The sequence below is a fragment of the Caulobacter sp. LjRoot300 genome (assembly GCF_964253875.1).
Taxonomy (GTDB): domain Bacteria; phylum Pseudomonadota; class Alphaproteobacteria; order Caulobacterales; family Caulobacteraceae; genus Caulobacter.
This window is the reverse complement of record NZ_CAXUSA020000004.1, coordinates 365462-384462: the sequence shown is the minus strand read 5'-3', so window position 1 is coordinate 384462 and position 19001 is coordinate 365462. Positions and strand designations below refer to the sequence as shown.

20 protein-coding genes are annotated in these 19001 nt (G+C 70.2%); 16 read left to right on the top strand and 4 right to left on the bottom strand.

What is annotated here, in order from left to right; translation table 11 throughout:
• Positions 1-567: 567 nt before the first annotated feature.
• Positions 568-882 (top strand): DUF736 domain-containing protein, encoded by a 315-nt coding sequence (locus ACSQ2G_RS16235; RefSeq protein ID WP_436032574.1) that lies wholly within the window; start codon positions 568-570, stop codon positions 880-882.
• 46 nt (positions 883-928) lie between these two features.
• Here ACSQ2G_RS16235 and ACSQ2G_RS16230 read toward each other — a convergent pair whose 3' ends face one another.
• On the bottom strand, positions 929-1330 hold the full coding sequence (locus ACSQ2G_RS16230) for a helix-turn-helix domain-containing protein (RefSeq protein WP_436032572.1): 402 nt from the start codon (positions 1328-1330) through the stop codon (positions 929-931).
• Between the two features lie 299 nt (positions 1331-1629).
• On the opposite strand from ACSQ2G_RS16230, the gene ACSQ2G_RS16225 reads away from it, so the two are divergent.
• From ACSQ2G_RS16225 to ACSQ2G_RS16170, 12 genes are all read left to right on the top strand, one after another.
• Positions 1630-1977 (top strand): DUF736 domain-containing protein, encoded by a 348-nt coding sequence (locus ACSQ2G_RS16225; protein WP_436032570.1) that lies wholly within the window; start codon positions 1630-1632, stop codon positions 1975-1977.
• A 102-nt stretch (positions 1978-2079) separates the two neighbouring features.
• Positions 2080-2346 carry a DNA -binding domain-containing protein gene (locus tag ACSQ2G_RS16220; protein ID WP_436032568.1) on the top strand — a complete coding sequence of 89 codons (267 nt, stop codon included), beginning with the start codon at positions 2080-2082 and terminating at the stop codon, positions 2344-2346.
• A gap of 110 nt (positions 2347-2456) precedes the next feature.
• Positions 2457-2657, top strand: a complete 201-nt coding sequence (locus ACSQ2G_RS16215; RefSeq protein ID WP_436032566.1) for a transcriptional regulator domain-containing protein — start codon at positions 2457-2459, stop codon at positions 2655-2657.
• 211 nt (positions 2658-2868) lie between these two features.
• Positions 2869-3201 carry a DUF2285 domain-containing protein gene (locus tag ACSQ2G_RS16210; protein ID WP_436032564.1) on the top strand — a complete coding sequence of 111 codons (333 nt, stop codon included), beginning with the start codon at positions 2869-2871 and terminating at the stop codon, positions 3199-3201.
• Between the two features lie 144 nt (positions 3202-3345).
• Entirely contained in the window at positions 3346-3618 is a 273-nt protein-coding gene (locus ACSQ2G_RS16205; RefSeq protein ID WP_436032562.1) for a helix-turn-helix transcriptional regulator, read from the top strand.
• A gap of 2 nt (positions 3619-3620) precedes the next feature.
• Positions 3621-4679, top strand: a complete 1059-nt coding sequence (locus tag ACSQ2G_RS16200; RefSeq protein ID WP_436032560.1) for a replication initiator protein A — start codon at positions 3621-3623, stop codon at positions 4677-4679.
• The gene (gene parA, locus ACSQ2G_RS16195) at positions 4676-5314 is read left to right on the top strand and encodes a ParA family partition ATPase (RefSeq protein ID WP_436032558.1); all 639 of its coding nucleotides are present in this window, start codon (positions 4676-4678) and stop codon (positions 5312-5314) included. The genes ACSQ2G_RS16200 and parA overlap by 4 nt, the downstream gene beginning before the upstream one ends.
• Positions 5311-5541 carry a ribbon-helix-helix protein gene (locus ACSQ2G_RS16190; protein ID WP_436032556.1) on the top strand — a complete coding sequence of 77 codons (231 nt, stop codon included), beginning with the start codon at positions 5311-5313 and terminating at the stop codon, positions 5539-5541. The genes parA and ACSQ2G_RS16190 overlap by 4 nt, the downstream gene beginning before the upstream one ends.
• The gene (locus ACSQ2G_RS16185) at positions 5538-6008 is read left to right on the top strand and encodes a DUF2840 domain-containing protein (protein WP_436032554.1); all 471 of its coding nucleotides are present in this window, start codon (positions 5538-5540) and stop codon (positions 6006-6008) included. Before ACSQ2G_RS16190 ends, ACSQ2G_RS16185 begins: the two co-directional genes overlap by 4 nt.
• Positions 6005-6508: a S26 family signal peptidase gene (locus ACSQ2G_RS16180; RefSeq protein WP_436032552.1), complete on the top strand. Its 504-nt coding sequence runs from the start codon at positions 6005-6007 to the stop codon at positions 6506-6508. The genes ACSQ2G_RS16185 and ACSQ2G_RS16180 overlap by 4 nt, the downstream gene beginning before the upstream one ends.
• Entirely contained in the window at positions 6505-7113 is a 609-nt protein-coding gene (locus ACSQ2G_RS16175; protein WP_436032550.1) for a lytic transglycosylase domain-containing protein, read from the top strand. The genes ACSQ2G_RS16180 and ACSQ2G_RS16175 overlap by 4 nt, the downstream gene beginning before the upstream one ends.
• Positions 7114-7300: 187 nt before the next feature.
• Positions 7301-9034 (top strand): relaxase/mobilization nuclease domain-containing protein, encoded by a 1734-nt coding sequence (locus ACSQ2G_RS16170; RefSeq protein ID WP_436032548.1) that lies wholly within the window; start codon positions 7301-7303, stop codon positions 9032-9034.
• Here the strand turns inward: ACSQ2G_RS16170 and ACSQ2G_RS16165 are convergent.
• Complete coding sequence (locus tag ACSQ2G_RS16165; RefSeq protein WP_436032546.1) at positions 9029-9616, bottom strand: hypothetical protein; 588 nt, start codon at positions 9614-9616, stop codon at positions 9029-9031. The genes ACSQ2G_RS16170 and ACSQ2G_RS16165 overlap by 6 nt on opposite strands.
• Before the next feature lie 318 nt (positions 9617-9934).
• Between ACSQ2G_RS16165 and ACSQ2G_RS16160 the strand changes: the two genes are divergently transcribed.
• From ACSQ2G_RS16160 to ACSQ2G_RS16150, 3 genes are all read left to right on the top strand, one after another.
• Positions 9935-10567, top strand: coding sequence for a GntR family transcriptional regulator (locus ACSQ2G_RS16160; protein ID WP_436032544.1), 633 nt, complete (start codon positions 9935-9937; stop codon positions 10565-10567).
• A 576-nt stretch (positions 10568-11143) separates the two neighbouring features.
• Positions 11144-11782, top strand: a complete 639-nt coding sequence (locus ACSQ2G_RS16155) for a lasso peptide biosynthesis B2 protein (protein WP_436032542.1) — start codon at positions 11144-11146, stop codon at positions 11780-11782.
• The gene (locus tag ACSQ2G_RS16150; RefSeq protein WP_436032540.1) at positions 11782-13548 is read left to right on the top strand and encodes an asparagine synthase-related protein; all 1767 of its coding nucleotides are present in this window, start codon (positions 11782-11784) and stop codon (positions 13546-13548) included. The genes ACSQ2G_RS16155 and ACSQ2G_RS16150 overlap by 1 nt, the downstream gene beginning before the upstream one ends.
• Here the strand turns inward: ACSQ2G_RS16150 and ACSQ2G_RS16145 are convergent.
• Together ACSQ2G_RS16145 and ACSQ2G_RS16140 are read right to left on the bottom strand one after the other, a co-directional pair.
• Positions 13461-15851, bottom strand: coding sequence for a S9 family peptidase (locus ACSQ2G_RS16145; RefSeq protein ID WP_436032539.1), 2391 nt, complete (start codon positions 15849-15851; stop codon positions 13461-13463). The two genes, ACSQ2G_RS16150 and ACSQ2G_RS16145, sit on opposite strands and share 88 nt — an antisense overlap.
• A gap of 59 nt (positions 15852-15910) precedes the next feature.
• Positions 15911-18922 carry a TonB-dependent receptor domain-containing protein gene (locus ACSQ2G_RS16140; RefSeq protein ID WP_436032538.1) on the bottom strand — a complete coding sequence of 1004 codons (3012 nt, stop codon included), beginning with the start codon at positions 18920-18922 and terminating at the stop codon, positions 15911-15913.
• Positions 18923-19001 lie beyond the last annotated feature (79 nt).

The following is a 19001-nucleotide window of genomic DNA, read 5'->3' as shown; positions in this document are numbered from 1 at the left end:
GGGCGCCGCGCGACCAGACCAGGCTGTGGACGCCGTCGATGACCACCAAGGGCGGCGTTGACCGGCTCGCCGTCGCCGAGGTCGGCCAGCGTCCCCAACAGCGCCGCGTCATCGCCCTTGTCGATCATCCTCCAGGCCGCTCCCAGGTCCGACTGTCGGGCCCAGACCCGGTCGCCGAGCCCGCGCGCCGGGCTTGTCGTCGGGCCGAACCCGGATGGTCCTGGCGCCGAGGGCGAGGGTGCGGACAGCCCCCGCGTCCAAACCGCCGGCGTTGGCGGCGAAGGTGCCGATCTTGGCTTGAAGCTTCCGGCTGTCTTCAGGCGCGTCCATCCGCGATCTCTCATGGCCCGATCTGACCAGGGCCGGAGGCCCGGCAACCTCGTCGAACGACTTTCTTCCCCTGGCGGCGCGCCGCCATTCCTCGCGAGGCAAGAAACTCGCCGCCTTCGGTCCTTCGGCAAGCCTGCGGGCGCGCAAGGCGCGCTGCCGATCCTCCTGTCGCCCCCGGTCCTGGGATCGCCATCGAGGTCGCGATGGTCGCGGCCCGAAGACAGAAGGAAGACTTCAATGGCTACGATCGGCACCTTCACCGCCAACGCCGACGGTTCGTTCTCGGGCGCCATCCGCACCCTCACCCTCAACGTCAAGACCGTTCGGATCCGTCCCTGCGAGAAGACCGGCGAGCGCGGGCCCGACTACCGGGTCTGGGCCGGACAGACGGACCTGGGCGCGGCCTGGAAGAAGATCAGCAAGGACAACAACGAGTACCTGTCGGTGAAGCTGGACGACATCAGCTTCGGCGAGCCGGTCAACGCCGCCCTGGTGGTCATCGACGGCGTCCACAGCCTGGTCTGGTCGCGCAGCGCCCCCAAGGCCGACTGACGCCCAAGGGGCGCCCCGAAAGGGGCGTCCCGCCCGTCACGAAGCCTCAATCGTCGCCGCCGGAAAGGTCGGGCAGGACGGCCCGGACCACGGCCAGCACCTTGCGGCGCATGGCCGGCGATAGCCGCGCCATGGCCAGGGCCATCTGGACGCCCTCGCCGCTGGCCATCAGGATCGCGAACGCGTCCGGTCCGCCGCTCGGGGCCGGTCCGGTCGGCTCCAGGCCTTCGAAGAACCAGGCGAGCGGCCGCCCCAGAGATCCGCAAAACCGGAAAAGCGTCGAAGCGGACATCCGATTTGTCCCGCGCTCGTATTTCTGGATCTGCTGAGCGGAGACTCCGATCGCCTGGCCCAGGGCCTCTTGGCTGCGCTGGCGCGCCGTCCGGGCCAGGCGAAGGCGGGCGCCGACATGGACGTCAACGGGATGCGGGGCGGGGGACGATTTCAACAGGGACTCCGAGGCTGCGACGGTCAGCGCCGTCGAGGTCCCTTGACGCGCCAGACCGCCCCGATCCCTGGCCTAAGCCGTCGGAGACGACGCGCCGTCTTCGCCACCGTTCGCCAGCGCCTGTCTTTGCCGCACGCGAGACGGTCGGCCCTTGAGGACGGGCCGCGCGCCCAACATCGTCTCGCCGTCGCCCCGAGCCGGTCGGGACGCGCTGCGCTCCCGGCCCGGAGCGACGCGGCGGCGCGAAGCCTCCCCCACCTCGCCTCGCGCCGCCGCCACCCACCGCAACAGGAGGTCCCATGACGACCATCGGCTACTTCCGGCGTGACGGCGAAATCTTCGTCGGCCGCCTCTCCACCCTGCAGATCGACGCGGCCGTGCGCCTGGTCCCGATCGAGAAGACCTCCCCCCGCGCGCCGGCGTTTCGCGCCTTCGTCGGCGACAACGAGTGCGGGGCGGCCTGGCGGCCGCTCGACCCGGCCAGCGGCGCGATCCTCAACGTCGAGCTGGACGATCCGACCTGGACCGAGCCGGTCAACGCCCGGCTGATGGCCGGCGAGGAGCCTCATCCCCTGGTCTGGATCCGCCAAAAGGCCGAGCGCGCCGACAGGCCGGCCGAAGACGCCAGGCCGCGCCCGCCGACCTGATCCCCTCGCGAGGCGATGCCGCCAGCGCATCGCCCGATCCGGGTTCGAGACCGTCCCCTCCCGGGCGAGATCCATTAGGATCAATCGGGGGAGAGGACGATCATGGCCGACGGCGACCTGCGCGACACACCGATCCACGACCGCGAGGTCACCGCCTACGACCACGCCCACCTTCAGGCCTATCTGCGCCTGCTGGACGCCGCCGCCGCCCACGCCGACTGGCGTGAGGCGGCGGCGCTCGTCCTGGGGCTCGACGTCGCCGCCGATCCGGGCCGGGCCCGCCGCATCCACGACATCCATCTGGATCGAGCCCGCTGGATGGCGAAGGCCGGCTATCGCGATCTGCTGAAAGGGCGGCCCCAGGGGTGATGCCACGGCGGCATCGGGCGTTCGCATCCTCGGCGCTTCCCGCTGACTCCGTGCACGGAAAGAACCGGCCGATCGCTCAATTTTAGAGCGAGCTTCGTCGGAGGTTCTTCATGTCGCCAGACGCCTCTCGGTGGCGGTCCGCGGAAGCCTATGACTACCTCGCCGACCTCTCGGCGGCCGATCTGGCGTGGGAATATCTTCGCCGCAATCCAGACTACCAGAACGATTTCCAGACGGCGAGCCGGGGACGCGACGACGACCGGCTGAGCGCGCGCTGGGGGCTGCGATTTCCCGGTCGATCCTTCGCTTGACGCCCACCGTGCGCAGGTCTGGTGGCGCCCCGACGTCGACGCCGAGCTGATCCAACTGCAGCCGGCGCCAACCGCCGTCGGCGCCCAACTGCACAGTCCGGCGTTCCGCGCACCGGGCGAGGCCTGGTGGTCGCTGGGACGGGGCCGCGACAAGATCCGCCTGGCCCTGCTCGCCCACGCCGCCGATCCAGGCCAGCCGCTCGCCGCCGTCGTGCCGCTCGACGCCGCCACGCCCGCCCGCCTCCGCGCCTTGGCCCGCCTATGGCGTCATCTGGAGGGCGCGCCGCCGCCGCCCGACCCGATCACCGCCCAGCGTCGTCAACGCCTGAAGGCCATGCTGCGCGCGCTCGACGGGCGGGCCTGCGGCGCGGTCCATCGCGAGATCGCCGAAGCCCTGTGGGGCCCCGCCCGCGTCGCGGGCGAGCCCTGGAAGACCTCGGCCCTGCGCGACGCCACCCTACGTTTGGTCCGCGACGGCGGGGCCATGATGCGCGGCGGCTACCTCGCCCTGCTCAGTGGGCGCCTGGCGCGCCCGGCCGGCTGATTTCGCCAGATCCTCGTGGCAGGGCCGGGGTGCGAAAACCCGCCCGCCGTCTTCGCACTCCCTGCCCCGGCCGGCGCTTCGCCAGCCTTCCCCCGTCCGCGCCGGGCCATCCGGCCCCGCGCCAAGAGACCAGGGAAACCGCCAATGAACGCTTCGCCGACCCAAGGCGTGCCACGGTTCGTGCGCACCCAGCAGGCCGCCGCTTATCTGGGCCTGTCCCACCGGACCCTTGAAAAGCACCGCACCTACGGAACCGGCCCGGCCTATCGCAAGCTGGGCGGCCGCGTGCTCTACGCAATTGACGATCTGAAGGCCTGGGCCGATCGCGGCGCGCGAATCTCGACCAGCGATCCGGGCGTCGGCGAAGTCCTGCCGGCCAAGCGCCACGCCGTCCTCGCCGAGCCGGGCCGTCTCTGATCATGGCGCGCGAACCCCTGTTCCGCCCCGCCGCAACCGACCGCCTCGACCCGTTCGTCGTCGTGGCCGGCGACGCCAGCCCCCGCGACCAGCGCGACCTGATGGAGCGACCGTTCTTCTCGCTGTCGAAGTCGCGCCGCATCCGGCCGATCCTCTATCGGGCCGGCGACGTCGAGGTGCAGGTTCAGGGCCTGCCCGAACACGGCATGGCCACCATCTGGGACGCCGACGTACTGATCTGGGCCGCCTCGCAGATCGTCGACGCCGAGAACCACGGGGTTCGAACCTCTCGCCTGCTGCGCTTTACGCCCTACCAGTTGCTGACGGGGGTGGGACGGGCGACCGGCGCCACCGAGTACCGCCTGTTCAAGGCCGCGCTGCGCCGGCTGCAGTCGACCGTGGTGGCCACCACCATCCGCCAGGGCGAGCACTGGCGTCGCCAGCAGTTCTCCTGGGTCAACGAGTGGGAGGAACGCAGCGGTCGAAGCGGCCGCGTCGAGGGCGTCGAGATCGTCCTGCCCGAATGGTTCTATCGCGGCGTGGTCGATCGCTCGCTCGTGCTCAGCATCGACCCGCACTACTTCCGCCTGACCGGCGGCATCGAGCGCTGGCTCTACCGGGTCGCCCGCAAGCACGCCGGTCGCCAGCCAGGCGGCTGGGTGTTCGAATTGGCCCACCTGCACCACAAGTCGGGGAGCTTGGCCCGCCCGTCCGACTTCGCCCTCGACATCCGCCGCATCGTCCGGCGCCAGTCCCTGCCGGGCTATCGCCTGATGCTGGAGCGCGCCCAAGGCCCCGAGCGCCTTCGCATCCTGCCGATGGTGGCGGAGATCGTTCTGGATCGATCGGGGGATCGCTTTGGGGAGCGGTCTGTGGATCGGCTCGGGACATCGGGCGCGGCGATCATCGGGACATCGGGCGCGGGGCCATCGGGACATCGGGCGCACGAGGCCGCATCAAACCCTTGCGGCGCAAGCGTTCCCGGCGCGCTTAACTTGGACTCTAACTTGGAGTCTAACTTTCTGGAGGCGCAGGCCTTGGGCGTCGGGGTGACCCGATGATCGTCGCCTTCCTCAATCAGAAGGGCGGGGTAGGCAAGACCACCCTGGCCCTCAACCTCGCCGCCCTGTGGGCCGCGCAAGGCCGCCGGGTCACCGTGCTGGACGCCGATCCCCAGGCCTCGGCGCTCGATTGGGCGCAGGCGCGCAGCCAGGCGGGCCTGCCGCGCGCCTTCGGGGTCGTGGGCCTGCCCCGCGAAACCCTGCACCACGAAGCGCCCGACCTGGCGCGCGCGGCCGATCACCTGATCATCGACGGGCCGCCGCGCGTGGCGCCGCTGCTGCGCTCGGCGCTGCTGGCCGCCGACCTCGTCATCGTGCCCGTGCAACCTTCGCCGCTCGATGGCTGGGCTTCGGCCGAGATGCTGCGCCTGCTCGACGAGGTTCGGGTCTATCGGCCGGCCTTGCGCGCCCGCTTCCTGCTCAACCGTTGCGCGGCGCGCACGGTCATCGCCCGCGAGACGCGAGACGCTCTGGCCGCTCAGGACACCGGCGCCCTGCATCGCACGGTCGGCCAGCGGGTGCTGTTCGCCCAGGCCATGGCCGGCGGACAGACGGTGGCCGAACTCGATCCGCACGGCCCGGCCGCCAAGGAGATCGCCGCCGTCGGGGCCGAGATCGAGGCGCTGCAACGATGAGCGGCAAACCCTTCGCGGCCCGCCCAGCGGGCGCCGAGGCCTGGGTTCGTGAGGTGGCCGGCGAGGATGCGGCCGGGCGACAGAACCCCTTCACCGCACGGCTGACCATCGACGTCACCCCGGCCAGTCGCGGGCGGATCAAGATCGCCGCCTTCGCCCGCGGCCAGACCGTCGCCGAAATGATCCGCGCCCTGCTCGACCGCGAGTTCCCGGAGGATCCCGCATGAGCGCCCGCGGCGACACGCAAGTCGACCTGGTCTGGTGGCGCGGCCGCATCGAGGAGTGGCTGCGCTTTGGCCAGCCTCGCGAGGAAATCCTCCACGACCGTCGCCGTCGCACCCTGGTCTTCTCGCCAGGCGCGCTGTTCGCCCGCGTGCGCTGGACGGGCGGCGACTACGGCACGAACGCCTCGGCGCTGGAGATCCTGCGGGCGCCCGGGGCGGGCGGGGCCTGCGTCACCTTTCCAGGCGTGCGCCCCGGCGGCGAACCGCTGGTCCTGCTCGGCGGCTGGACGCGCGTGCAACGCGGCTTGGCGGCGATCGACGCCATCGAGGCGGCGGGCTTCGCCCCGCATGCCATCGCGCCGGATCACTGGCGTCACGTCCACAACCGCCTCGTCGCCGGGCTGACGCCCCGCCCCTACGACGCGCGGCGCCATCGCGCCTGGCGCCTGCGCTCGAGGGTCTCATCATGAGGCGCCTCGTCCTCGCGGCCAGTCTTCTGGCCTGCCTGGCCCTGAGCGCCGCGCCGCGTCCGCGCCTGCTGCTCAACACGACCGCCAGCGTTGCGATCGGGCTCTATCGATTGTCGCCGGCCGGTTCGCCGCGCGTCGGCGACCTCGTCGTCGCCGCGCCCGAACCCGCGCTCGCCGCCTTCCTCGACGAAGGCGGCTGGCTGCCGCGCGGGGTGCCGTTGATCAAGCCGGTGGCCGCCGTCGCCGGCCAGACGGTCTGCCGGGCCGGTCAAGCGGTGACGATCGACGGCCACACCGTCGCGCACGCCCTTCGCGTCGACGGGCATAATCGCCTGCTGCCAAACTGGAGCGGGTGTCGCCTCCTCGGCGCCGGGGAGGTCTTCCTGCTGGCTCCGGGTTTCGGGAGCCTTGATGGCCGCTATTTCGGAATCACCGACGGGCGCCAGATCCTGGCCCGCGCCCGTCCGCTCCTGATCGCCCGCCCGAGCAGCACGCGATGAGGCGCCTTGTCCTGATCCTCGTCCTCCTGCTGGCGGCTGAACCGGTCCGGGCGCAGGAGCAGATGCGCGGCCATGTGGACATCGCCGCCGCCCGCTTTGGCCTGCCAGCGACCCTGATCGAGACAGTCATCGCCGCCGAGAGCGGTGGTCAACCGCGCGCAGTCTCTCCCGCCGGCGCCATGGGCCTGATGCAACTGATGCCGGGCACCTGGACGATGCTGCGACTGCGCCTCGGGCTCGGGTCCGACCCCTTCGATCCAGCCGACAACGTCCTGGCCGGCGCGGCCTATCTGCGGGAGCTCTTGGACCGGTACGGCGCGCCTGGATTCCTCGCCGCCTACAACGCCGGCCCCGGACGTTACGAAGCCAGCCTGGAGGGGCGCCCTCTCCCGTTGGAGACCCGCCTCTATGTCGACCGCATCGTCGGCCGACTGGATCCGAGCGGGCGGGCCGACAGCGACTGGCGCGCCATGGGCCTCTTTCCGCCGGCCTGGTCTCAGGGATTGGGCGGACCGGTGACGGACGCCATGCCGGCGACGTCGCAGGCGGCTTCGACGCGCGATCGCCAGGGCTTGTTCGTGGTCCGGCCAGGTCAGGCGCGATGAGGCATCGGGCGAAGCGGGGCGCGTTTCAGCGAAGTCAGCGGCGATGGCCAGATAAAAGCCGCGCCGTCGGACGGGCGGCATGTCGTTGGTTGGGTTGGGGTTTTTGCGCCGTCGCCTGGTGGTCTCGGCTGGCGGACCAGCCGCATTGTCTCATGTTTTCAACGGGCTTTGCGCCATCGGCCCGGTCATGAGCGAGTTCGACGACGAATTCCTGCTACGACCGGGCCGCGTCGGCTTCGACCGCTCAGCCAAGCCGGCGCGCTTTCTGGGCCAGGTCCGCCGCGCGGTCGAGGCGGCGGGGGATGCGGGTCCAGGACGCCGCGCCGGCCCCCGCGGGCGATTGGGCGGAGGCCTGGGCCGTGGCGCGGGACGAGGCCGAACCGGCGCGGCGGCCAACCGGCGCGTGGTGGTCAAGTCGCGCATCGTGCGCCAGTCCGGCAGCCGTTACCGCGCCGCGCCGCTGTCTCGACACATCGCCTACCTGCAGCGCGAGGGCGTCAGCCGCGACGACACGCCGGCGCGGATGTTCGACGCCCGGGGCGATGGGGCCGACGTCGCCGCCTTCGCCGAGCGCTGCGAGGGCGACCGGCACCACTTTCGCTTGATCGTCTCGCCGGAGAACGCCGCCGACCTCGCCGACCTGCGCGCCTTCTGTCGCGACCTGATGGGGCGCGCCGAGCAGGACCTGGGCACGCGCCTGGACTGGGTCGCCATCGACCACTGGAACACCGACAACCCCCACCTGCACGTCCTTGTCCGCGGCCGTGCCGAGGACGGCAAGGACCTCGTGATCGCCGGTGACTACCTGGCGCGCGGCCTGCGGGAACGGGCGTCCCAACTGGTCACTCTGGAGCTGGGCCCGCGGACCCAGCGCGAGATCGACGCGGGCCACGACGCCGACGTCGCCGCCGAGCGCTGGACGCGCCTGGATCGAACCCTGGTCGCCGCCGCCCATCCCGGCGACCGGGTGGTCGACCTGCGCCGCGACAAGAGCGGCGGCCAGGACGATGCGCGGCTGCTCGGGCGCGCAGCCCATCTGGCAAAGCTCGGTCTGGCCCAGGCCGAGGGACCGGGGCGCTGGCGGCTGGCCGAGGACCTGGAGGCGCGGTTGCGCGACCTTTCGGTGCGCGGCGACATCATCAAGACCTATCATCAGGCGATGGCCCGCGGCGGTCGCCATCCGACCCCCGAGCGCCTCGTCATCCACGGTCAGCAGGACGGTCCGCCGGTTCTGGGCCGGCTGGTCGAACGCGGCCTCCACGACGAGCTGGCCGGCTCGGCCTACGTCCTGATCGATGGGCTGGATGGGCGCCAGCATCACCTGGTCTTTCCCCACCTGGCCGACACGACCGACGCGCCGACCGGGGCCATCGTCGAACGGCGCGCCTATGTCGATCGCGACGGCGTCGCGCGCCAGGCCCTGGCCGTGCGCAGCGACCTGAGCGTCGAGGCCCAGGTGGAGGCGCGGGGCGCGACCTGGCTCGACCGCCAGCTCCTCAAGCACGCGCCCGACGACGTCGCGGCGGGGTTCGCCAGCGAGGTCGCCGAAGCGATGTCGCGCCGGGCTGGCGTCCTGGTAGGCCGGGGCCTTGCCTCCGTGCGCGAAGGAAGGTTGGCGCCCGTCCCGGGCCTTCTGGCGACACTCCAGGCGCAGGACCTGGAGGCCGCGGCAGCGCGCCTGGCCCGTGAAACCGGACGGTCCGTACGGTCAACCAAGCAAGGCGAAGCGGTCGAAGGCGTCTATCGCCGACGCATCGACCTCGCCTCGGGGCGCTATGCCGTGCTCGACGACGGCCTGGGCTTTCGGCTCGCGCCTTGGCGACCGGCGCTGGAAGCCCATCGCGGCCTGGCCGTGGGCGGCGTGCTCGAGCCGGGTGGCATGACCTGGACGCTTGGGCGCACCCGCGGGCCGGGCCTATGAGCCGCCCTCGTCCGGCGGCTCGGGATCGTCTTGGAGATCGCCCTTTGCGTCGGCTGTCTCGTCATCGTCAGCTTCGGCGCCGCCGGTCCTGTCCTGGGCGCCGGGACGGGCCGTTCCCAGGCCCAGGCGCGCGGCGTTCTCGGCCAGCCAGGCGTCATTCAGCGCCTGGGCCGCCAGGGCCTTTTCCGACAGGCCCTTGAACATCTCCCGATAGGCCGACACCCAGGTCGTGGTCTCCAGGCGCGCCATCGCCTCGCCGGTGTCCTCGGTGAATTCTTGTAGGGTGATCATGAAGGCGATCATCGCCTTGTTCTGCGCGACCCAGGCGGCGAACTCCGGCTTGCCGATCTGGACGGCGGTGAGGATGCCGATCGGGTCGGCGTCGCTCGCCTGGGCGAAGGCCATGACGTGATCGATGTTGAGCTGGCCGCCGCCAGCCTCGAAATGTTGATAGCCGCGCAGCGACAGGCCAAGGGCCCCGGCCAGGGCGCGAGGTTTGACGTTGCGGACGGCGCGCACCGCCCGCAGGGCGCGCGACAAGAGCTTCGAGCGCTGTTTGTCCTCGGAGTCCTTACCGCTCATCCAGCCCACGCATACACAATCTACCCTAGGTGTAACAAAGCTTGGCGGTGTAGCGGAAGCCGTAAGCGCCAAGGTTGCCGGCCATCGACCGGGCGAATGCGGCGTGCCATAGGATCAGTTGCCTTCGGCGTCACCTAAGAAATATTCAGTAAAATTAAGCGCGCAAAATCATTGCGCGGTCGCGCAAATATTCTGCGCTACTCCGCAATCTATTCGCCGTATAGCTTGTGGTTGCACGTATTAGATCATACGACTATTTGTGTATGCCTGGAGAGTCGTGGCGAATTCTGGCGTTCGATCTCCATCGTGGAGATACGCGTGAAAGTAGGCGCGCCTGGCAAGCCGAGAGACCCCTTCAGCGCCGCTCTGGAAACGCTGCGTGACCAATTGAGAAACGGTCGTCTCGTCTCGGGAGAACCTCTGACCGTCACCGATCTGGCCCACGATCTGGGTCTCAGCGCGACGCCGATCCGCGAGGCGCTCTCCCGCCTGGCGGGCGAACGGCTGATCGAGGATCGCCGCGGCCGCGGCTATTTCGCGCCCCGGCTGGACGTCTCCGATCTCGTCGAACTCTATGGCTTGCGACGGCTCTACCTTACCGAGGCCTTGGCCGCGGACGGCGAAAGCGATGCGATCCCGGCTCCCGAGACGCCCGACGCGGCGCTGCCCGCGACCGTCCAACTGACACAGTTCCTCGACTGGATCGTCGCCCGCGCCGGCAGTCGGGCGCTGTTCGACGCCTATCGCCAGGTCGGCGAGCGGCTGGCGCCGTCGATCCGGGTCGAGCCCCAGGTCTTCGCGCTGGCGGATGAATTGGCTGGGCTCCACGCCGCCTTGGGCGATCGAGACGCACTGGCCTCGGCGCTGGCGCTGTTGCACGAGGCCCGGCGTCTGCGAGCGCCCGACCTCATACGCGCTTTGCGCGCAGGGGCAAATATAGCGTCCTTATAGATGCAATATACTGCCAATGCAGACTGGGCGGTGCGCTTGATGGAAAGCCGCAATCACGCGGTTCCCTCCTGAAGGAGCGTGTCATGACCAAGACCCGCAAGTTCCGTCTCATCCGTGTCGGCGACGCCAAGGTCCTCACTCTGGGCGATTGGGGCGTCGGCATCGAACTGGCCGCCATGCGCCGGGACGAGGCCTGACCTGGGACCACCGGCCATAACCGGCGGCTCCCCCGGGCGGTCCCTGCGGCCGCCCGTTCCTCCAGGATTTCACGTCAAGGAGACGACGATGACCAAGCAAGCCAAGACCCGCCTCGTTCGCCTGGGCGACGCCAAGCGCCTGACCCAGGGCGACAACTTCATCGGCACCGAGCTGAACGGCAAGGTCGAGCCGCAAGGCTGAAGGACGTTTCGACGTTCTGAAACGCCATCAGCCGTCGGCTTCGCCCGGCGTCGCCAAAGTCCTCACCTGGACCGACCGCGGCGTCGGCATCGAACTGGCCTGGCTCAGCTTCGAGCCCGGCTGACAGCGGGGCGGCGCCGGTTCGCCGGCGCCGCCTTTCTTTCGCGGATCGCGCCATTGTTCCTCTCGGCCACCACGCACTTGATCAGGATCGGCGACGACATCGTCGTCCTCGATGCGCGGACGAATGCCTACTACTGCCTGCCGGCCGCCTCGACCGTCGTGACCGCGGGCCCTGCCGGCCTGGCGTTCGACGATCCAGACCTCGCCGAGCAGTTCGCGAGCGCCGGCTTTCTGGCCGAGACCCCGCCGCCGCCGGCCCCGACCCCATCCCCCAGTCCCCGCCGGGACCTCGCCCAGAACGTGGCCGAGAAGGTTCGACTGATCGACGTCGGGCTGATTCTCGCCGCCTGCCTGACCATGCCGGTCAGCTATCACGGGGTCGAATTCCGCCGGCTCGTCGGGAACGGCGCCGACCCGAGCCCGATGAACGGTTCGAGCGAGCCCTCCGATGAGGTTCGGCGCCTCGTGGCGACCTTCGAACGGGTTCTGCCGTGGCTGCCGTTCCAAGGGGCCTGCCTCTATCGCGCCTTCCTGCTTCGGCGCGTGCTGCGCTGGCGGGGCCACCGGACACGCTGGGTGTTCGGCGTTCGGACCTGGCCGTTCCTGGCCCACTGCTGGCTGCAGATCGGCGACGTGGTTCTCGACGACGCCGCCGAACGGCTGGTCAGCTTCTCACCGATCATGGAGGTCTGATGCCTGGGTTCGTCGTCGAAGGCCGGTTCGGCTTTCTGGGCGCGCATGGGGCCTTCGAGGGCGCGCCCTTGTCGGCCGCGGGCTGGCGAGAGGCGCGCGCGACGGCTCAGGTTCGCCTCTGGGTGCGAGACGACACCGAGGTGCGCGACACGGCGCGGGGTTGGATCGTCGGCCCGCTGTTCGAACGCGGGTCGGCCCGGTGCGCGCCGCTGGCGCCCGCTGGCCTCCAGGAACCGGATCTTTCGCTGGAGGCCTTCTGCGCGAAGCTCTTCCGGTCCTTTTGGGGGCAATATGTCCTCGTCGTCCCCGACGAACGGGCGGTGCTGCGCGACCCCTCGGGTCATCTGGAGTGCATGACCTGGAACACCCGGACAGGATGGGCGGCCGGTTCGGAGATACCGCAGGCGCCGTTGCCGGCAAGCGCCGCGCCAGCCCACCTGGCGATCGACTGGGCTGCGGTCGCCGAGTTCGCCGCCGGCGCCTTGGCCGCCTATCGAAACATTCCCCTCAAGGGCGTCGAGCCCGTCCTGCCTGGTGAGCTCAAGGTGGTCGGCGCTCCGGCCAAGGACCGCATGATCTGGGACCCGACGGCCTTTGCTCTAAATCCCCACGACTCCTACAAGGCCTCGCTCAAGGCCGTGTCCGACGCGGTGCAAGAAAGCGTCGGGACGGAACTGGCGTCCGGCGCCCTCCTGTTGGCCGAGATATCAGGAGGCCTCGACTCGGCCATCGTCGCCTCGACCCTGGTCGCCCAGGGCGGCAGGGACAGGACGCGCCTGGTGCATTTCCACGTCGACGATCCCGGCGGGGATGAGCGCGCCTATGCGCGTGACGTCGCCCGTCACCTTGAGGCGGATCTCCTGGAAATCGTAAAACCGGAGTTGCGGATCGACGCCGACATCCTGGCCCAAGTCCCTGTCGGCGTGCGGCCATCCAGCAACGCGGCCGACCACCACTACGACATGACCATGGCCGATCTCGTCCACCGGACGGGGGCGCGCAAGATACTGACGGGCCAGGGCGGCGACATGGTGTTTTTCCAGAGCCCGTCCCGGAAGGTCGCGGCCGAACTTTGGGGACCCTGGCTGCGTCGGCCGCGCGCCGATCCGCTTTGGCGGCAACTGGAATCCGCCGCTCGCTGGAACCGATGCTCCGTCTGGTCCCTGATCGGCGAGGCGGTTCGAGACGCGATCGCCGCGCCGAGAACCGCCCTCGATCCTCATCCCTGGCTCGCCACGGCCGTCGCTCCCGCCAAACGGCGCCAGCTCGAAAGCCTGATCCGGTCCCAGGTCTTTCACGGCGCCAGTCGGCGTGGCCGCCACGCCAGCCTCATCCATCCGCTGCTCAGCCAGCCGGTGATGGAGGCGACCCTGGCCGCGCCGGTCGTCGATCTCGCGCGCGGCGGCCGTGGCCGAGCCCTGGCCCGCGAGGCCTTCGCGGGCCAGATACCGGCCTCGGTGCGCGAGCGTCGGTCGAAGGGGGTTCTGACCGCGTACCATGGACGGATGATCCTGCGCAGCCTGGCGGCGATCCGCCCCTTCCTGCTGGAGGGGCGCCTGGCCCAGGAGCACGTCCTGGACCGGGATTTCGCCGAGGCGATGCTCGATCCAGATCGGTTGATCTATGAGGGCGACTACCCCCGCCTGTTCGAGACCATCGTCCTGGAGGCCTATGTCCGTCACTGGGAAGGCCGGTTCGCCTCCGCGGCGGGCGAGGCCGAGGGCGCGGCCAGCCTGTCGGCGAGCCAAGGCAGCACTTCGCCATAGATCGCGCGGATGTTGGCGGGGCTGGCCGGTAGGTGTCCCTCGCCGAACATCGTCACCAGCGTGGCGTCCTTGTCCTGGCGATACAGGGCGTTGAACATCGCCTGCCCCTGGGACAAGGGGACGAAATCCTGCTCGCCATAGATCAGCATCATGGGCGTGGTGATCCTGTCGGCCTGCAGGAGCGGACTGTTGCGCAGGTAGCGCTCGGTTTCGCGCCACGGCGGCCCCTTCATGCCGCCTTGTCCGGTCTCGTTGTAGCCGAGGTAATTTGGTGTGGGACCGCCGTCCTCCGTCGCGGTGAGGACATAGGGCTCGGTGCTGGCCCAGGTCGAGACGTAGTCGGAGGAACCGGCCTGGACGATGATCGCCTTGAAGCGATGGGTCTGGGTCGCGGTGACCAGCGCCGCATAACCGCCAAAGCTGTGTCCCCAGAGGGCGAGCCGATCGGGATCGACCAAACCTTCGGCGACGACGGCGTCGACCACCGACAAGATTTCATCGGCCAAGCCGGACCCGGGTTCGCCCCGGCTGCGGTCACGCGGCAAGGCCGGCGCCAGCACGGCGTAGCCGAGCGCGGCAAGCAACGAAGGACTGGGGTTGAGGTTGTTCGACTTGATGGTGAACCGCCATGGAAAGCTCTGCGGCGACGACCCCGGATAGGGCACGACAACCAAGGGCGGCTTGTCGCCGGGGCGCCAAGTCGGCGGGAGCAAAACCCAGCTCTTCATCATCTGACCGTTGGCCGCGCGCGTTTCGACGACCCGCACCGGGCCGGCGTCGATCTTCGCCAGATCGGCGTTGACGGTGACGAGATCCCGGCGTCGGCCGCGGTCGTCCAGAAGACCAACCGTCGCCACGCCGCTCGCCGGACGGGCCTCAAACGCCATCCCGCCAGGCGTGGCGACCAGCGGCTTGGCGTCCGGCGGCAGGGTGACCGTATGGCCGAGAAGATCGCTCACGCCTGAGGACGTGAGCAGGCGAAGGTCCTTTAAACGCTGCGGCGCCGACTTCGGTCGGATGCCGAGGGCGAAGCCCGAGGGACGAAACCATCCCGACGCCCGCAACGCGGTCTGTTCGACCTTCCCGGCGGCGCCGATCCGCCACACCCGGCCCTGAGCCAGCGCGAACATCGCCCCGTCGCCGCCGAAGGCGATGCTGTCGGGCGAAGAGGGCAAGGCGCCGGTCAGGTTCACCGGCCCGTCCCCGTCCACGTCGTACCAGTCGCCGCGCGTCGCCCCGGCGGCCTTGCCCAGGGCGATCGGGTGCGCCGCGCGCCAGTCGGCGCGCACGCGCGCTACGCCCTCGGACCCATAGTCGATGCTCGGCGTCAGGGCCGCGCCGACCTTTCGGATCTCCCCGCGGCGCGCGTCGATGACGGTCAGGGCGCCGGTGGCCTCGCCCCTGTCCGCCGCATGCTGGAAGACCAGAAGCCGATCGCGCCCCGGGGCCCAAACCATCGGCTCGATGAGGGTGTTGCAGCTGGAGCAGATCGCGTTCACCGCCCCGGTGTCCAAGTCGACGATCGACAGGGCGCGACGCCGGCTCGGCGCCATCATCCGCACCGCGGGGGTCTGCACCAGGCCGATGCGCTCGGCCTCCCCCAGCACGGCGACATAGCGGCGGCTGGGTGAAAGCTCGAGATCCAGGAAGCCGCCGGTGGCCAAGATCGTTTGCGCGCCGGTCGCCAGATCGACGCGCACGAGGCGACGATCCCGCCGGGGCTCCGGACGGCGGGCCCGGCCGCTACCGCTGACCTTGATGCTGGCGACCTTGCCGGCCGCCTGCTGGGCCCACAGGGCGGTCAGGCGGGCTTGGTTCTGCGAACCCAACTTCAGGCCGCGTGGAACATCGTCGGCCGCGAGCGCGATCGCAACGAACGCAGTGTCCGACACCCATTGCAGGCTGCGGCCGTACAAGGTCTCGTCGATGCCGAACGGGAGCCAGCGCACCGCGCCGGTCGCCAGGTCGACGACTCCCGCCGCCCAGCGGCCCTCCTTCCAGCGCGAGACGATCATCCGGCGCCCATCCGGCGAGAACGGGCCGGCCGTGTAGCCGGCCCCCGGTTCGGCCGCCAACAGCGGGCGAGCCGGCGTCCCCGTCGCGACGTCCGCCACCATCAGGCGGCCGATCCGCGCGTCGGGCGTATCGAAATCGAAGCGCGCGGCTTGGTCGAGGGGCGCGCGGGTTTCGATCACCAGGCGCTTGCCGTCGGGCGAGAGGGCGGTGGATCCGAGGTCTTCGACCTTGAGGAGCCGGTCCAGGGTGAGGGGCTCGGCCCCGGCCGCGTTGGCGGCCAGGACCAACCAGGCCGCCGTCAGGCGACCCAGCAGCTTTGATTTGACGATCATGGCGAGCGCTCGACCTACCAGCGCTTGGTCAGTTGGAGCGAGACGAAGCGGCCGAGCGGGTCGGCGTTGGCCGAGTCGTAACCGACGCCTTGAGGGTCGTCGTAGAACGGCGGATCGGCGTCGAAGAGGTTCTGCACCGAAAGAGCGGCGGACAGGCCCCGGCTCCAACCCGAGCCTGGGGCCCGCCATGCGATTTGGGCGTCGAGCGTCGTCCAGTTGTCGATCGGCGCGCCTTGGGCGGTTTGGTAGTCGTCGACATAGTTGAGGCCGCCGGTGAAGGCCCAGGCCTGACGCGTCCAGGTCGCGCCGGCCTTGGCGCGCAGATCCACAGGTTGGCGCGGCTGATCGAGCAGCGACAACCAGCTCGAATTCGGAGTGACCTTTCGCGCGTAGTCGAGCAGGTAGCTGAGGTTGCCGGACAGGTCGATCCTGCCGCCCGCCAGCGGCGCGCCATAGCGCGCGGTCAGGTCGACGCCGCTCACATGCAGCCCGCCGGTATTGACGTAACGGCTGTCGACGATCGCCGTATAGGCCGTGGTCGGGTAGAGGCCGGCGCTCGTCGTGCCGGCCAGGAGCGCGGCGACCTCGGCTTGATCGGCGGCGTTGGTCGGATCGAGCGTCTGCACGAACGGCGCGTAGGCCGCGTTGCTCAGCGCGTTGGCGAGGTTCTCGGCGACCGGGGTGCCGATCTGACCGGTGAAACGCGTGTCGAACCAGGTCGCCGAGAGCTTCAGGCCCGGAACGCTCCGGCTGCTGTAATCGACGCCCGCGGTCCAGGATTTGGCGCTTTCGGGCCGTAGATCCAGGTTTCCGCCGAAGCGGAGGAGGACCAGCTTGCTCGTGGCGCCCTGGGCCAGAAAGGTGGGCCCGCCATCCTGCGTCTGGAAGATTTCTGGCAAAGAGGGCGCCCGGAAGGAGGTTCCGTAGCTGGCGCGAACATTGACCGACTCGACCGGCGACCACACCAAGCCGATCTTCGGGTTCGACGTCGTGCCGACGTCGTCATAGTGCTCGATGCGGCCAGCCAGCGACAGCTCGAGGCGTTGCACCCCCGGCCTGGCGTTGTCGGGCCCTACCAGCGGGAGGCGCAGTTCGGCGAAGGCGGCCAGGATCTTCCGGTCGAAGGGACCGGTCAGGGTCCTAGTCGGGCTGGCGCGCGAGGTCATCGCGATCGTCCGGGTGTCGAAGTGCTCCTCTCGGTACTGGCCGCCGAGGGCCAGCTTCGCGGGACCGCCGGGCAGGGTCAGCAGGGTTCCGTCGGCCTGGGCGTTCAGGGTCTCCACGGTGCTGACGTTGCGGGAGAGGAGATAGCCGCTGCCGATGAAGTCGAGCACGGCCCGGCTGTTGGTCGCGCCATCGCCATAAGGATTGAAGTAGCCGTCCCGCGGGGCGCTGAAGGGGGTGGCCGGATCGTCGGCGATTGCGCCCAAGGCCTCGTTGAGGAAGCGCGTATTCAGGCGGTCGGTGCTGTCGCGCCGGGCGACTTCCTGCGCATAGGCGCCGTAAAGGCTGGCGCGCCAGGTCCGACCCAGATCGACGTCGGCCCCGAGCGAGGCTGCGACGCTGGTGGTGTCGCCGCGCGCGCGGATCGGTCCCAACTCGTCGGTGAAGCTGTAGCCGATGACGTTCGACGTCGCCCCGTTGGGCGAAACGAAATAGGGGTTGGCCCTGGTGACCGAGAAGATGTTCACCGACCCCGGAAGGGCGAAGGCGAACTTGCGCCGGCTGAGTCGCAGGTCGCCGCTGACCTCCAGGCGCTGGGTCAGGTGCTGGCCAAAGGCGCCGTAGAGGCTGTTGCGGTTCTGCTCAGGCAGGATGTCCGATCGCGCGCGTTGGTTCTCGTAATTGACCTGGCCGGCTTGAAAGCTGGCGGGCGTGAGCCCGGTCCCCAGTTGCCCGGCCGGGATCGCCCAGGTGGGGACGTAACTGCCGCCGACCAGGAGCAGCACGTTGCCCGGATGGCTGTAGAAAAAGCGGTGGTCAGTCCCGCCGAGGGGGCGCAGGTCCGCGTTACCGGCATAGTCGCGGTCGGCGCTGGCCACGTGATCGCGCCGCCAGTATTCGTAGCTGACGAGGGCGTGGCCCGTGTTCCAGGTCTTGCCGAGCGTCTGGGCGAACTGCCGCTCGAACGCCCCGCCGCCGGTCGCCCCGCCGACGCGGGCGCGCGTCTCGGCGCCGTCGAAGTCCTTGCGCAGAATGACGTTGACCACGCCGCCTACCGCGTCGGATCCGTAGAGCGCCGAGGCCCCGTCGAGCAGCACTTCGACGCGATCGACCGCGGCCGTGGGCAGCGCCGAAACGTCGGCGAAGTCGCCCATCAGGCCCGAGCCGGCCATGCGGCGGCCGTTGACCAGAACCAGCGTCGCCGAAGCGCCCAGGCCCCGCAGATTGATCCCCGTCGAGACGATCGAATTCGTGCCCGAGCCATCGGTGTTGGTCAGGTTGGTGTCGGCCGAGGCGTTGCCGCCGAATGCCTGGGGAAGGTCCGTCAGCATGTCGGCGACGGTGGATTTTCCGGTGCGGTCCAGGTCGTCGCGCGAGACCGTCACCACCGGCGAGGCGCCCTGGGCCGGCCCGCGGATCAGCGACCCGGTCACCACGATTTCCGACAGCTGGCTGGGCGCCTCGGCGATACCGCCGTCAACGGGCCCCACGGGATCAAGGTTGGCGCCCGGGACGGCGCCGGGCCTGCTGGGCTTGAGTACAAAGGCCTTGTCGCCGCGGCGGTGAATATCGATGGCCCCGCCGCCGACCAGACGGTCCAGGGCCGCCTCGGGGGTGAAGCGCCCGCGCAGGCCATCGGACTGGCGGCCGGCCACGAGCGCCGGCGCATAGGCCACCGTTCGGCCGCTCTGGGTGGCGAAGGCGATCAGCGCCGCGTCGAGCGTGCCGGCATGGATGTCGAACTCGACGGTCTGAACCGCCTCCTGGGGCGCGGCCAGGACCGGCGACGCCAATGCGGGCGCCAGGAAGACGGACGTGGCCAGGCCGATGAGCAACCGGCGGCGAAGTGAAGACTGCAGCACGAAAGAGACCCCCTCGGACGCTGCGGCGGCGCCCGTCGTGGGACGGATCTTCTGTGCACGGCGCAAGGCGTCGGGGGAT

What these genes read in the sequence shown, in the direction of transcription:
- ACSQ2G_RS16235 (WP_436032574.1), top strand. Translation starts at nt 568, where the DNA reads ATGGCTACGATCGGCACCTTCACCGCCAACGCCGACGGTTCGTTCTCG.
- ACSQ2G_RS16225 (WP_436032570.1), top strand. Translation starts at nt 1,630, where the DNA reads ATGACGACCATCGGCTACTTCCGGCGTGACGGCGAAATCTTCGTCGGC.
- ACSQ2G_RS16220 (WP_436032568.1), top strand. Translation starts at nt 2,080, where the DNA reads ATGGCCGACGGCGACCTGCGCGACACACCGATCCACGACCGCGAGGTC.
- ACSQ2G_RS16215 (WP_436032566.1), top strand. Translation starts at nt 2,457, where the DNA reads ATGTCGCCAGACGCCTCTCGGTGGCGGTCCGCGGAAGCCTATGACTAC.
- ACSQ2G_RS16205 (WP_436032562.1), top strand. Translation starts at nt 3,346, where the DNA reads ATGAACGCTTCGCCGACCCAAGGCGTGCCACGGTTCGTGCGCACCCAG.
- ACSQ2G_RS16200 (WP_436032560.1), top strand. Translation starts at nt 3,621, where the DNA reads ATGGCGCGCGAACCCCTGTTCCGCCCCGCCGCAACCGACCGCCTCGAC.
- parA (WP_436032558.1), top strand. Translation starts at nt 4,676, where the DNA reads ATGATCGTCGCCTTCCTCAATCAGAAGGGCGGGGTAGGCAAGACCACC.
- ACSQ2G_RS16190 (WP_436032556.1), top strand. Translation starts at nt 5,311, where the DNA reads ATGAGCGGCAAACCCTTCGCGGCCCGCCCAGCGGGCGCCGAGGCCTGG.
- ACSQ2G_RS16185 (WP_436032554.1), top strand. Translation starts at nt 5,538, where the DNA reads ATGAGCGCCCGCGGCGACACGCAAGTCGACCTGGTCTGGTGGCGCGGC.
- ACSQ2G_RS16180 (WP_436032552.1), top strand. Translation starts at nt 6,005, where the DNA reads ATGAGGCGCCTCGTCCTCGCGGCCAGTCTTCTGGCCTGCCTGGCCCTG.
- ACSQ2G_RS16175 (WP_436032550.1), top strand. Translation starts at nt 6,505, where the DNA reads ATGAGGCGCCTTGTCCTGATCCTCGTCCTCCTGCTGGCGGCTGAACCG.
- ACSQ2G_RS16170 (WP_436032548.1), top strand. Translation starts at nt 7,301, where the DNA reads ATGAGCGAGTTCGACGACGAATTCCTGCTACGACCGGGCCGCGTCGGC.
- ACSQ2G_RS16165 (WP_436032546.1), bottom strand. Translation starts at nt 9,616, where the DNA reads ATGAGCGGTAAGGACTCCGAGGACAAACAGCGCTCGAAGCTCTTGTCG.
- ACSQ2G_RS16150 (WP_436032540.1), top strand. Translation starts at nt 11,782, where the DNA reads ATGCCTGGGTTCGTCGTCGAAGGCCGGTTCGGCTTTCTGGGCGCGCAT.